This window comes from Rhizobium sp. AN80A (genome assembly GCF_030053015.1).
GTDB lineage: Bacteria > Pseudomonadota > Alphaproteobacteria > Rhizobiales > Rhizobiaceae > Rhizobium > Rhizobium metallidurans.
Genome location: NZ_JASJPX010000003.1, coordinates 1,449,267 through 1,461,485 on the forward strand (window position 1 = coordinate 1,449,267; position 12,219 = coordinate 1,461,485).

The 12,219-nt window shown below is 62.2% G+C and carries 12 protein-coding genes; 7 read left to right on the top strand and 5 right to left on the bottom strand.

The window, feature by feature from the left end:
- Positions 1-53: 53 nt before the first annotated feature.
- From P3R82_RS18760 to P3R82_RS18770, 3 genes are all read right to left on the bottom strand, one after another.
- Complete coding sequence (locus P3R82_RS18760; protein WP_283194868.1) at positions 54-1,217, bottom strand: alpha-D-ribose 1-methylphosphonate 5-triphosphate diphosphatase; 1,164 nt, start codon at positions 1,215-1,217, stop codon at positions 54-56.
- A gap of 76 nt (positions 1,218-1,293) precedes the next feature.
- The gene (locus P3R82_RS18765) at positions 1,294-1,893 is read right to left on the bottom strand and encodes an NUDIX domain-containing protein (RefSeq protein ID WP_283194869.1); all 600 of its coding nucleotides are present in this window, start codon (positions 1,891-1,893) and stop codon (positions 1,294-1,296) included.
- Positions 1,890-4,094, bottom strand: coding sequence for a molybdopterin oxidoreductase family protein (locus tag P3R82_RS18770; protein ID WP_283194870.1), 2,205 nt, complete (start codon positions 4,092-4,094; stop codon positions 1,890-1,892). Before P3R82_RS18770 ends, P3R82_RS18765 begins: the two co-directional genes overlap by 4 nt.
- A 16-nt stretch (positions 4,095-4,110) precedes the next feature.
- On the opposite strand from P3R82_RS18770, the gene P3R82_RS18775 reads away from it, so the two are divergent.
- On the top strand, positions 4,111-4,983 hold the full coding sequence (locus P3R82_RS18775) for a 23S rRNA (adenine(2030)-N(6))-methyltransferase RlmJ (protein WP_283194871.1): 873 nt from the start codon (positions 4,111-4,113) through the stop codon (positions 4,981-4,983).
- Between the two features lie 73 nt (positions 4,984-5,056).
- The gene (locus tag P3R82_RS18780; RefSeq protein ID WP_283194872.1) at positions 5,057-5,653 is read left to right on the top strand and encodes a glutathione S-transferase family protein; all 597 of its coding nucleotides are present in this window, start codon (positions 5,057-5,059) and stop codon (positions 5,651-5,653) included.
- 158 nt (positions 5,654-5,811) lie between these two features.
- On the opposite strand, the gene P3R82_RS18785 is transcribed toward P3R82_RS18780, so the two are convergent.
- A complete protein-coding gene (locus P3R82_RS18785; RefSeq protein WP_283194873.1) occupies positions 5,812-6,444 on the bottom strand; it encodes an outer membrane protein in 633 nt (210 codons plus the stop codon).
- Positions 6,445-6,807: 363 nt separating this feature from the next.
- Between P3R82_RS18785 and P3R82_RS18790 the strand changes: the two genes are divergently transcribed.
- The 5 genes from P3R82_RS18790 to P3R82_RS18810 all read left to right on the top strand — a co-directional run bounded on the left by P3R82_RS18790 (position 6,808) and on the right by P3R82_RS18810 (position 11,274).
- The gene (locus P3R82_RS18790) at positions 6,808-7,575 is read left to right on the top strand and encodes an SDR family oxidoreductase (RefSeq protein ID WP_283194874.1); all 768 of its coding nucleotides are present in this window, start codon (positions 6,808-6,810) and stop codon (positions 7,573-7,575) included.
- Complete coding sequence (gene uvrC, locus P3R82_RS18795) at positions 7,572-9,623, top strand: excinuclease ABC subunit UvrC (protein WP_283194875.1); 2,052 nt, start codon at positions 7,572-7,574, stop codon at positions 9,621-9,623. Before P3R82_RS18790 ends, uvrC begins: the two co-directional genes overlap by 4 nt.
- Positions 9,624-9,732: 109 nt before the next feature.
- Positions 9,733-10,323 carry a CDP-diacylglycerol--glycerol-3-phosphate 3-phosphatidyltransferase gene (pgsA, locus tag P3R82_RS18800; protein ID WP_183899565.1) on the top strand — a complete coding sequence of 197 codons (591 nt, stop codon included), beginning with the start codon at positions 9,733-9,735 and terminating at the stop codon, positions 10,321-10,323.
- The gene (gene moaD, locus P3R82_RS18805) at positions 10,320-10,574 is read left to right on the top strand and encodes a molybdopterin converting factor subunit 1 (RefSeq protein ID WP_047513275.1); all 255 of its coding nucleotides are present in this window, start codon (positions 10,320-10,322) and stop codon (positions 10,572-10,574) included. The genes pgsA and moaD overlap by 4 nt, the downstream gene beginning before the upstream one ends.
- A gap of 238 nt (positions 10,575-10,812) precedes the next feature.
- Positions 10,813-11,274: a molybdenum cofactor biosynthesis protein MoaE gene (locus P3R82_RS18810; RefSeq protein ID WP_283194876.1), complete on the top strand. Its 462-nt coding sequence runs from the start codon at positions 10,813-10,815 to the stop codon at positions 11,272-11,274.
- On the opposite strand, the gene P3R82_RS18815 is transcribed toward P3R82_RS18810, so the two are convergent.
- Positions 11,275-12,171 (bottom strand): branched-chain amino acid ABC transporter permease, encoded by an 897-nt coding sequence (locus tag P3R82_RS18815; protein ID WP_283194877.1) that lies wholly within the window; start codon positions 12,169-12,171, stop codon positions 11,275-11,277.
- Positions 12,172-12,219: the final 48 nt, after the last annotated feature.

Consider the following 12,219-nt stretch of genomic DNA (forward strand, 5'->3'; position numbering starts at 1 on the left):
AAAGCAGCGGCCCACCAGGGCGTTCCGCTGCTTCGCTGAGTTGATCCTGATCGTTACGCCGCGATCGCCCGTGGCTGGTGCAGCGTGCCGTCGCTGTAGACGAAGCGGCCGCCGCGGAAGGTGGCGCGGATGCGGTGGATGTCTCCGGCTTCCACGACCACGAGGTCGGCGCGCTGGCCTATGGCGATTTCGCCGCGGTCGACGAGGCCGGCGGAACGGGCGGCGCTCCTGGTTGCCATGGCGACGGCGGTCGGCAGGTTCGTGGCCTCGGCGATCTTGAAGATGCCGGGAACGAAGGCGGCCGGGTGATAGTCGGCGGCGATGACGGAGAGGACGCCGGCGCGGGCGGCATCGAGCGCGCTCAGATTGCCCGACATGGACTGGCCGCGCAGCGCATTCGGTGCGCCCATCAGCGTCCAGAGCCCACGGCGGCGCGCTTCCTCGGCGGCCGGCAGCGTCACCGGGAATTCGCTGATCGTGACACCCATGTCGTGCATCTCAGCCACCTTCTCGGCGCTGTCATCGTCATGCGAGGCGAGCGACAGCTTGTGACGCAGCGACAGGTCGACGATCCGGCGGAGCGTGGTCTCGATCTCGGGGTTGTCGCGCATGGCGATACGCTTAGCGACCATCTCGGCGGCCATCTCCTCGGAGATGGAGCGGCGCTCGGCCATGCTCAGGATGTAACTCTGGATATTGTTGTACTGGCCCTGCCCCGGCGTGTGATCGGTCAGAGAGACCATGTCGACATGGCCGGCGTCCAGCAGCTTCTCGAGCGCAGGCGCGGCGCCGACATTGGTGATCTCGTAGCGCGCGTGAACGCGGTGATCGATCAGCAGATTATCCTTGAAGCGGCTGACACCCTCGATGACGGCGCAGGTGGTTTCCAGCGAGCGGACATGGCCGTAGACGCTTTCGGTGGCGAAGGAGACGGCGGCATAGGCGGTCGTCACGCCATGGGCGGCGAGCTTCTTGTCGAGCTCATGAATGGAGAAGCCGATCGGCATCATGGCGTTGGGGCGCGGCGCGATCTCGCGCTCGATCATGTCGCCATGGAGATCGACGAACCCCGGCATCAGCAGGCGCCCCTCGCCATCGATGGCGGCATTGGCGACCGTCTCCGGGCGGATCTCGGCGATGACACCATCCTCGATGCGCACCGAGCCGTTGTTCACGACCTCATCCGGCAGAACGATCGTGAAATTGCTGAGCCACATCGGCTTTCTCCTCATAGCAGGGAATTATGACAAGCCGGAGCCGATAGCCCCGATTCATGACATGCGAATGAACACCTCAGGGCTTATTCAAGGCAGCCCTGTTCAGCGCCGCCCATTGCAGCAGAATGATCGTCTTGAAGTCGATGATCTCGCCGCTGGCGATCATCTGCACCGCCTCGTCGAGCGGAATTTCGACGACCTCGATGTCCTCGTGCTCCTCGGCCAAGCCGCCGCCTTCGGATACGCGGTCCTCCGTGTCGATCGAAGCCGCGAAGAAGTGCACGAGTTCGGCGTTGGCGCCGGGAGAACTGTAGGCCTTGAAGAGGAAGCGGATGTCGCGGACGCGAAAGCCGGTTTCCTCGATGGCTTCGCGGCGGATCGCCTCTTCGGGCTCGTCGCCGTCGAGCAGCCCGGCCGGCGTCTCGAGTATCCAGGCCGGCTCGCCATGGAGATGGACGGGCAGACGGAACTGACGGACGAGGACGACGGTATCGCGCTTGGGGTCGTGCAGCAGGATCGTGGCGGCGGCCGTGCGGTGGTAGATCTCGCGGTGGATGCGGTGCGTCTCGCCATCGGAGTTGGTGTAATCGACCTCGTAGGTGCTGAGCCGTGTCCAGCCATCCGAGAGTGTCTTCTCCTGGATGATCTCGGCCTTCGCCTTTTCAAATTTCGTCATGCCGCATCCTTGCGAAGCCAAACCTTGTTGTCGTGGACGGCAGCGCCGCCATAGGGCGCGATGGGGTCGGCGCCGGTCAGAACGTTGATGCCTTCGCCGTCCACATGCGCCTTGTTCGGCCACAAACCCTCGGCGATCAGCACGCCCGGCTTGACCTCGGTCGTCAGCCTGGCGTGCAGGCGAACTTCGCCTCTGGCATTGCCGACCTGGACGAGATCGCCATGAGCGATGTCTTGGGCTTGCGCATCGGCAGGGTTGATCATCAGTTCCGGCCGCCCCTCCTTCTGCCGCGAGGTCTTGGTCTCGGCGAAGCTGGAGTTGAGGAAATTGCGCGCGGGCGATGTGGCGAGGCGGAACGGATGCTCGGCATCGGCTACCTCGATGACGTCAACCTGATCCGGGAATGCAGGAAGTTCCGGATATGGCCCGAGCAGGCCGACGGCTTCCGGCGGGCGGTTCGGCGCCGGCTGGTTGCGCCAGTCAGGGCGGAAGTGGAAGCGGCCATCGGGATGGGCGAAGCCGTTGATGAAATGCGCGTCGTCGAAATCCGGCTGGCGGTCGAACCATTTGTGCTCGAGGAAATGGTCGTAGCCGGGGAGTTCGCTCGATTGGAGAACGCGGTCGATCATCTCGCGCGCCGTGAAGCCGAAGCCCGGGCGATCGGCGACGCCGAGGCGCCTGGCGAGTTCCTCGATGACGAAGAGATTGGTGCGTACCGTCTCCGGCGGCTCGACGAGCTTGGGGCCGAGCAGGATGTGGTTCTGACCACCGGCGCGGTAGATGTCGTCATGCTCGACGAACATGGTGGCGGGGATGACGATATCGGCCATCTCGGCGGTATCGGTCATGAACTGCTCGTGGACGGCGACGAAGAGATCGTCGCGGGCGAAGCCGCGCTTCACCAGCCGCTGCTCGGGCGCGATGTTCACAGGGTTGGTGTTCTGGATAAGCATCGCGGTGACCGGGCCGCGATGGCGGAGCGCCACGGCATCGCCCGTCAACGCGCGGCCGATCTGCGACTGGTCGATCATGCGGATATCGGCATCCTTCATCGACTTGCCGGTCAGTTCCGCGTTGTTCATGCGGAAGATGTCGCTGTTCGAATGGAAGGCGCCGCCGCCTTCATATTGCCAGGAGCCGAGAACGGTGGCGACCGAGGCTGCCGCGTGCATGGCGACCGCGCCGTTGCGCTGGCGGGTAAAGCCATAACCGAGGCGGAAGAAGGTCTTCTTCGTCGTGCCGACGAGCTTTCCGAAGGCTTCGATCTCATCGACCGAGAGCCCGGTGATGGCGGCGGCCCATTCCGGCGTCTTCGTCTTCAGGTGCGCTTCGAGACCGGCGGGATCGTCGGCGTATTTCGCCATGTAGGCGCGGTCGGCATAGCCGTCGCGGAAGGCGATGTGCATGGCGGCGCAGGCGAGTGCTGCATCGGTGCCCGGCTTGAGGATGAGCGCCAGGTCGGCCTGCTTCATCGTCGGGCTGTCGTAAATATCGATGACGACGATGCTCGCGCCACGTTCCTTGCGCGCCTTGATGGCATGGGTCATGACGTTGACCTGCGTGGCGACCGCGTTGGTGCCCCAGATGACGACGCAATCGGTGCGCGCCATTTCGCGCGGATCCGGCCCCCTGAGCACCCCTGTCGCCATGGTGAAACCGGTCCAGGCGGGATTGGTGCAGATCGACGAGAAAAAGCCGGAATAGCGCTTGGCATGGCGCAGGCGGTCGATGCTGTCGCGCTGTACCCAGCCCATGGTGCCGGCATAGTAATAGGGCCAGATCGCCTCGCTGCCATCCCTGGCCTCGGCCTTGACGAAGGCTTCGGCGATTTCATCCAGCGCATCGTCCCAGGAAATCCGTTGCCACTCTCCCGCCCCCTTGGCGCCCTTGCGGCGTAGCGGATGCATCAGGCGGTCGGGATGATAGAGGCGCTCGGCATATCGGGCGACCTTGGCGCAGATGACGCCCGAGGTGTAGCTGTGGTCGTTTGCCCCTCGAACGCGGCCGATCCTGCCATCATCTATGACCTCCACTTCCAGCGCGCAGGTGGAGGGACAGTCGTGCGGACAGGCCGTGTGGCCGATCCGGACAGCAGACTTCGGGGATTTGGCTTCGATGGGGGTCGCAATGTTCATGGAGTTTCTATATTCCAACCGGAAACCGGCCAAAAGCCGGAAACGACGTCCCCCACGCGAATTCATGTAGGCATCAGCGAAAATGAACTACCGCCACATCTACCATGCGGGCAACTTTGCCGATGTCCTGAAACACGCGGTTCTCGCGCGTCTCGTGCGCTACATGCAGAAGAAGGATGCGGGCTTCCGTGTGCTCGATACGCATGCCGGCATCGGGCTTTACGATCTCTCCTCGGAAGAGGCGCAAAAGACAGGCGAATGGCGCGACGGGATCGGCAAGATCATGGAGGCCGAGCTTTCGCCGCAGGTGGCCGAATTGCTGGAGCCCTATCTGAGCGCGATCCGCGAGCTCAATCCAGAAGGCGGCATGCGCTACTATCCCGGCTCGCCGAAGCTGTCGCGCATGCTCTTCAGGCCGCAGGACCGGCTATCGGCGATGGAGCTGCATCCCGAGGATTACCAGCGACTGCATCGCCTGTTCGAGGGCGATCATCATGCCCGGATCACCGAGCTCGACGGCTGGCTGTCGCTCGGTGCGCATCTGCCGCCGAAGGAGAAGCGCGGCATCGTGCTTGTCGATCCTCCCTTCGAGGAAGGCGGCGAATACGAGCGGCTGGTCGATGGTCTGGCCAAGGCCTACCGCCGCTTTCCCGGCGGCACCTATTGTCTCTGGTATCCAATCAAGAAGGGCGCGCCGATCAAGGAATTCCACGAGGCGCTGCAGGCGCTCGATATTCCGAAGACGCTCTGCGCCGAGCTTACCGTGCGCAGCGATCGCGGGATGGTCACCGGGCTGACCGGCTCCGGGCTGATCATCGTCAACCCGCCTTATACGCTGAAGGACGAGCTGCACCAGCTGCTGCCGGCGCTGAAGGATCATATGGCGCAGGACCGTTATGCCTCGCACCGCGCCTTCTGGCTGCGCGGCGAGAACAAGGCCGTGAAAGAGGATTGACCGCGCCTTTTCGGCGCGAAATAGTCCGGCCACATTCCAAGTACGTTGCCAGGCATTTTGAAAGAGACCGACGATGAAGATCCTTTGCGCGCCCGCCTCCCCCTATTCCAGCAAGGTTCGCATGGCCGCGCGCTATCTCGAACTCGATGCTACCGAGATCCGCGTCGACACCAATGCCGGCCCGGCGATCCTGGTCGACAACAATCCGCTCGGCAAGATCCCGACCGTGCTGACGGATGACGGTGTTTCGGTTTTCGACAGCGTCGCGATCATGCATTATTTCGGCCGACTGAAAGGCAAGCAGCTCTATCCGTCGAAGAACAGCAAGCGGACAGAGGCCGAGGTGCTGGAAGCGCTCTGCGACGGCATCTGCGACTGCCTGCTCGCCATCGTCTACGAGCGCCGCTTCCGCGACGAGGAAAAGATCCATCAGCCCTGGATCGACCGGCAGTGGAAGAAGGTCGTGAGCGGCCTCAATCACCTGAGCGTCCATCTGCCGAAGATCGGCAAGAAGCTGCATGGCGGCCACTTCGCGCTGGCGGCGACGCTCGGCTATCTCGACCTGCGCTTCAAGGGCCAGTGGGAAGCCGAGCATTCCGAACTGATCGGCTGGATGCGGACCTTCGAGAAGAAGTTCCCGGCCTACTCGGAGCTCAAGCCCCAGGGCTGAGAGAGCTCGGCTTCGATCACAGAATTCGAGAGTCTTTCGATCTGTTGGCGAGCCTGCCTGATGTGACGGATGAAGAATCCGACAACCTCAGTCAGCGAAACGCAACAAAAAAGCCGGAGCGATGCCCCGGCTTTTTTCATTTACTTCTGATCGGCTGATCAGAACTTCATGCCGATACCGACCTTGACGCTGTTCTCGTCATAGCCGCGCGAAATGTTCGCGCCGCCGACGTTGAAGTCGTTCTTCTGGTAGTCGGTGTAGCGATATTCGATACGCGCCGTGATGTTGTTCGTGACCATGGCTTCGGCACCGGCGCCGACCGTGTAGCCCAGCGCGCTGTCGGTATCGGAACCGGCCGCGTTGCTGAACTTGTTCTTGGCGGCCGCGAGACCAGCCGTACCGTAGATCAGGAAGGGGTTCAGGTCGTAACCGATACGGCCGCGGATCGAGCCGTTGACTTCGTTCTTGGCGGTACCGCCGTCGACCGCGCCGTCAGCGCCGGAGTAGCCGATGTCGCCTTCGACACCGTATACGATCTGGCCCTGCTGCCAGTTGTAACCGCTGTAGATCTGACCACCGAAGGCACGGGCGTTATAGTCGTTGGCGAACCTGCCCATGTTGTAGGTGCCGGCGCCGCCGAGGTAGAAGCCCTGCCAGTTGCTGGTCGGTGCAACATCGTTCTGAGCGACCGGAGCTTCCGGGATCTGGTCAATGGCATCGGCCGCGTAGGCAGCGGAAATGCCACCAAGGGCAACGGTCGAAACCAACAGGCTAGCAATAAACGTACGCATACTCATCTCCTTATCGAACCCGCGCCCTTCATCAACTGTGTTACCGTGAAGCATTCGCGAGCAATTACGCATGTCCCTTTCGGATTGAGAGGGAAATTGATGCGCAAATGAGGATTTGGAAGAGCCAAAATGTGATTTGATTGTGGCTTAGGGGTGACTGAAATTCGATGTTGCTTTATCGCAACAAACACTTCATTAACCATAACGAAGCGTTAAATCATGAATACTTATTTTATCGAATTATATTCTTAAATAATACGCACAATATCCAAGTTTCGCGCACACTCAAGACGCCTATTTATAAGATCTGATCGGCCGCCTATATAAGCACCGCAGAGGTTCGCGGGATGAAGAGGCAGGATTTTGAGCGAGACAAGACTTCGAACAGCGCTGGTGACGGGTTCAGCCAAGAGAATAGGCCGGGCGATAGTCGAAGATCTTGCAGCAAACGGCTTCTCCGTGGCGATCCACGCCAACGGTTCCATCGCGGAAGCCGAAAATTTTGCGGCGAAATTGCGGCAGGACGGCAAAAACGCGATTGCACTTCACGCCGATTTGAAGGATGTCGAGGGCACCAACGGACTGATAAAAAAGGCATTTGAGGCGCTTGGACCGCTCGATTTGCTCGTCAACAACGCATCGGCCTTCCACAATGATTCGGCGCACCACTTTGACGCCACAGCCTGGGACGACCATTTCGCGCTCCACGTGCGTGCGCCCTCCATATTGTCCGCCGCCTTTGCCGAACAGCTGCCGAAGAGTGCAGCGGGGCTGATCGTCAATATCATCGACCAGCGCGTTTGGGCGCTCAATCCGGGCTTCTATTCCTATACACTGTCGAAGGCGGCGCTGTGGACGGCGACGCAGACGATGGCGCAGAGCTTCGCGCCTCGTATCCGTGTGAACGCGCTCGGGCCGGGGCCGACGGTTCGAAGTGCCCGACAGAGCGAAGAGGACTTCCAGCAGCAGGTCGACGGCCTTATCATGAAGGCGGGGCCGGGATTCGGCGAGTTCGGACGGACGATCCGCTTCCTCTATGATACGCCCTCCATCACCGGCCAAATGATTGCCCTCGACGGCGGCCAGCATCTTGCCTGGCAGACGCCCGATGTGGCGGAGATTACGGAATGAATTCAAGGAAGCTGCCGGATGGCGGCGTTCTTTACGACGAAAATGACGAGACCGACGACGATATCGAGGTGGAAAGCGAAAGCTCTGCCTCGCCCGTCGGCGCGCCAGCTGCCTCTGCCATCGACTGGAACGAGGGCGGCAGCAACGAGACCGGGCTTGTCGGCGCCGACCTGATCGCGGAATTCGTCAAGCGGCTGCCGAACAGCCCCGGCGTCTACCGCATGTTCAACGAGGCCGGCGACGTGCTCTATGTCGGCAAGGCACGCAGCCTGAAGAAGCGCGTGAGCAATTACGCGCTCGGCCGCGTGCACTCCAACCGCATCGCGCAGATGGTGCGGCAGACCGCGCATATGGAGTTCGTGACGACGAGGACCGAGATCGAGGCGCTTCTCCTGGAAGCCAACCTGATCAAACGGTTGCGGCCGCGCTTCAACGTGCTTTTGCGCGACGACAAGTCGTTCCCCTATATCCTGATATCAGGCGACCATCGCGCGCCGGCCATCCTCAAGCATCGCGGCGCCCGCGCCCGCAAGGGCGATTATTTCGGCCCCTTTGCTTCGGCCGGCGCCGTCGGCCGCACGATCAACTCGCTGCAACGCGCCTTCCTGATCCGCACCTGCACCGACAGCGTCTTCGAAACGCGCACCCGCCCCTGCCTGCTCTACCAGATCAAGCGCTGTTCGGCGCCCTGCACGCATGAGATCAGCGATGCGGGGTATGGCGAACTGGTGCAGGAGGCCAAGGACTTCCTTTCCGGCAAGAGCCAGAAGGTGAAGGCGCATATGGCCGAGGCGATGAACGAGGCGGCCGAGGATCTCGATTTCGAGCGGGCCGCTGTCTATCGTGACCGCCTTGCCTCGCTGTCTCATGTGTCCAGCCATCAGGGGATCAACCCCGCCGGCGTCGAGGAAGCCGATGTCTTCGCGATCTACCACGAGGGCGGGATTTCCTGCATCCAGGTGTTCTTCTTCCGCACCGGGCAGAACTGGGGCAACCGCGCCTATTTCCCGAAGGCCGATCCGCAGCTGACAGGGGCCGAAGTGCTTAGCGCCTTCCTGGCGCAGTTCTACGACGACAAGCCGGTGCCGAAGCAGATCCTGCTTTCTGAAACGGTGGACGAGATGGAGCTGCTCGCCGCCGCCTTCGCCGAGAAAGCGGGTCACAAGATCTCGGTGCTGGTGCCGCAGCGCGGCGAGAAGCGCGATCTGGTCGATCACGTCATGGGCAACGCCCGCGAGGCGCATGGGCGCAAGCTCGCGGAAACCGCGTCGCAGTCGCGGCTGCTCGAAGGCTTCAAGGATACGTTCAAGCTGTCCTACGTGCCGCAGCGCGTCGAGATTTACGACAACTCGCATATCATGGGAACGAATGCCGTCGGCGGCATGGTCGTGGCGGGGCCGGAAGGCTTCGTGAAGAACCAGTATCGCAAGTTCAACATCAAATCGACCGACATCACGCCCGGCGACGACTTCGGCATGATGCGCGAGGTGATGACGCGGCGATTCACGCGACTGCTCAAGGAAGAAGGCATTCCGGACAGGAGCCAGCCGGTCGCGGCGGCTGATGCCGCCGACATGCCCTTCCCCGCATGGCCCGACGTGATCCTGATCGACGGTGGCCAGGGGCAGATGACGGCGGTGCGGGCGATCCTGGAAGAACTCGGGATCACCGACAGCGTGATCGCCATCGGCGTTGCCAAGGGCGTCGACCGCGATGCCGGACGCGAGCGCTTCTTCCTGCCCGGCGGCGAAAGCTTCACGCTGCCGCCGCGCGACCCGGTGCTCTACTTTACCCAGCGCATGCGCGACGAGGCCCACCGCTTCGCCATCGGCTCGCATCGGGCGCGGCGCAAGAAGGAGATGGTCAAGAATCCGCTGGATGAGATCGGCGGCATCGGTCCATCACGCAAACGTGCGCTGCTCCAGCATTTTGGTACGGCGAAGGCGGTTTCGCGGGCGGCCTTGGCGGATCTGATGGCGGTGGAAGGCATTTCGGAGACGGTCGCCAAGCAGGTTTACAATCATTTTCACGACGACGCCGCGAAATAGGCGGCAGCAGTCGCAAATTCCACGCAAAGGCAGCGAAAAAACAGAAACAATGTTGACGCTTTGCACGCAAAGCCGTCATCTACGAGCGCATCAAATCAGAGAACAGTTCATGGCATCGCGCGCATACAATATCCCCAACCTGCTGACTTACGGCCGCATTCTGGCCGTTCCGCTCATCGTCCTGTGCTTCTTCGTCGAAGGAAAACTGTCGATCAGCAATACCGCCCGCTGGGTTGCGCTGTGGATATTCGTCATCGCGTCGATCACCGATTTTCTCGACGGCTATCTCGCCCGCATATGGAACCAGACGTCCAACATCGGCCGGATGCTCGACCCGATCGCCGACAAGCTGCTGGTCGCCTCGATCCTTCTGCTTCTGGCGGCTGACCAGACCATTGCCGGCTGGTCGATCTGGGCCGCCATCACCATTCTTTGCCGCGAGATACTGGTCTCCGGCCTGCGCGAATACCTGGCGGCGCTGAAGGTGAGCGTGCCTGTGACGCGCATCGCCAAGTGGAAGACCACGGTGCAGCTGGTGGCGATCGCCTTCCTGCTTGCCGGTCCGGCCGGCGACGAGATCTTCCCCTACACCACGATGACCGGCATCGCGCTTCTCTGGCTCGCCGCCATCCTGACGATCTATACCGGCTATGACTACTTCCGCGCCGGCATCAAGCACATCGTGGAAAACGACGAATGACCAAGCTCATCTATTTCGCCTGGGTGCGCGAGCGGATCGGCAAGGCCGAGGAGGACATCGCGCTCCCCGCTTCCGTCGTCACCGTCACCGATCTTCTCGATCATCTGAAGACGCTCGGCGAGGAATACGAGACCGCGCTGCAGTTTCCCGACGTCATCCGCGTCGCGCTCGATCAGGAGCATGTGGAGCACGACGAGCCGATCGGCGATGCCCGGGAGATCGGTATTTTTCCGCCGATGACGGGGGGCTAAGTTCATGACTGCCGTGCCAGTCAGCCCCCCCTCTGCCCTGCCGGGCATCTCCCCCACAAGTGGGGAGATCGGCTGGGCTCGCCCGATCGAGCACACAAAGAACACCGCTGCAAAACGCACGGGCAAAGCGGCGCGAGGTGCAAGCAACTTGTGATCTCCCCACCTGTGGGGGAGATGCCCGGCAGGGCAGAGGGGGGCCCACGCGGCACATCCTATCCGCGAAGCCAGGCATTCTCTGATGAGCCCTACCCCAACCATCCGCGTCCAACGCGAGGATTTCGACCTGCAGGTCGAAGTCGATCTGTTGAGCAAGGGCAAGCCGGGTATCGGCGCGGTCGTCACCTTCTCCGGCTTGTGCCGCGACGAAGGCGGGACGCTCGATGCACTGGAGCTCGAGCATTATCCTGGGATGGCCGAGGCGGAGATGACGCGGATCGCGGAGATGGCGATCGAGCGTTTCGAGCTGATAGGCCTAACGGCCATTCATCGCTACGGAAAGATCGCGGCAGGCGAGAACATCGTGCTCGTCATCGCCGCCGCGCCGCACCGCCAAGCGGCCTTCGACGGCGCGAACTTCGTGATGGATTTTCTGAAGACGTCGGCGCCCTTCTGGAAGAAGGAGCATGGCAAGGACGGCGTCGCGCGGGAATGGGTCGAGGCCAAGCGGCACGACGATGCCGCGCGCGACAAATGGAAGTGACTACGGGATCACCCGCTCGCGCCGACTGAGCACCAGCAGCAACACAAGCAGCGAAAAGACCACCAAGTCGCGCCAGAGGAACGGGCCGTAGGCTGTCCACAATGTCTCGGCCAGACCGAGACCGGCCGCGCCGCCCGCCGATTTCAGTGGGTCCGAATAACCGCCGACGGCGGCCACCATCAGAACCTTCAGCCCGAACATCAGCCCGGCGCCGAAGTCCATCGTGCCGTAATAGGCGGTGGAGAGGATGCCGCACAGCGTTGCCATCAGCACGGCTGCCGCGTAGGCCACGAGGAAGACGTTGACGGCGCTGACGCCGCAGAGTTCGGCGGCTTTGGGATCGTCGGTGACGGCGCGCCAGGCGCGGCCCCAGGATGTCCGCTTCAGGATCACGGCGCCGATCGCCACGAACACACCCATCAGTGCCGTGTTGATCAGTTGCATCTCGGTCAGCACCACCTCGAAGCCGGCGCTCCGCCAGAAGACGACATGGCCGTTCAGAAACGGCGACAGCCAGAGGCTGCGGGTGTCGGATGCCAGGCGCGCGGTCTCCATCAGCAGGATGGTGACGCCGAGCGCCGCGACGATGACGGTGTTCGAGGACTGGCGCACCAGCTGCAGCATGACCGAGCGGCCGATCCAGACCCCCGCCCCCACCGCATAGACCAGCGAGGCCACAGCGCCGAGCGCGAGCGCCGCGGGCAAGACCAGCCAGAGCCTGTTGTAGCCGAAATCGGTGAAGAGCAGCAGCATCTGTCCCGAAAAGGCGAAGAGCGCCCCATAGGTGATGTCGGGGCGCTTGGTGACGCCGAATGCCACCGCATAGCCGAAGGCCAGCGCGGCATAGAGGGCTGCCAGCGGCACCGCATTCGCCAGTTGCTGCAAGAGATAGGCCATCGACATATCCTATTTCGCTGAAATCATAACTGGCAAAATTGCTTTTAC

Excerpts from the sequence above, each read along its gene's own strand:
- P3R82_RS18760 (WP_283194868.1), bottom strand. The coding sequence starts at position 1,217 with ATGTGGCTCAGCAATTTCACGATCGTTCTGCCGGATGAGGTCGTGAAC.
- P3R82_RS18765 (WP_283194869.1), bottom strand. The coding sequence starts at position 1,893 with ATGACGAAATTTGAAAAGGCGAAGGCCGAGATCATCCAGGAGAAGACA.
- P3R82_RS18770 (WP_283194870.1), bottom strand. The coding sequence starts at position 4,094 with ATGAATTCGCGTGGGGGACGTCGTTTCCGGCTTTTGGCCGGTTTCCGG.
- P3R82_RS18775 (WP_283194871.1), top strand. The coding sequence starts at position 4,111 with ATGAACTACCGCCACATCTACCATGCGGGCAACTTTGCCGATGTCCTG.
- P3R82_RS18780 (WP_283194872.1), top strand. The coding sequence starts at position 5,057 with ATGAAGATCCTTTGCGCGCCCGCCTCCCCCTATTCCAGCAAGGTTCGC.
- P3R82_RS18785 (WP_283194873.1), bottom strand. The coding sequence starts at position 6,444 with ATGCGTACGTTTATTGCTAGCCTGTTGGTTTCGACCGTTGCCCTTGGT.
- uvrC (WP_283194875.1), top strand. The coding sequence starts at position 7,572 with ATGAATTCAAGGAAGCTGCCGGATGGCGGCGTTCTTTACGACGAAAAT.
- pgsA (WP_183899565.1), top strand. The coding sequence starts at position 9,733 with ATGGCATCGCGCGCATACAATATCCCCAACCTGCTGACTTACGGCCGC.
- moaD (WP_047513275.1), top strand. The coding sequence starts at position 10,320 with ATGACCAAGCTCATCTATTTCGCCTGGGTGCGCGAGCGGATCGGCAAG.
- P3R82_RS18810 (WP_283194876.1), top strand. The coding sequence starts at position 10,813 with ATGAGCCCTACCCCAACCATCCGCGTCCAACGCGAGGATTTCGACCTG.
- P3R82_RS18815 (WP_283194877.1), bottom strand. The coding sequence starts at position 12,171 with ATGGCCTATCTCTTGCAGCAACTGGCGAATGCGGTGCCGCTGGCAGCC.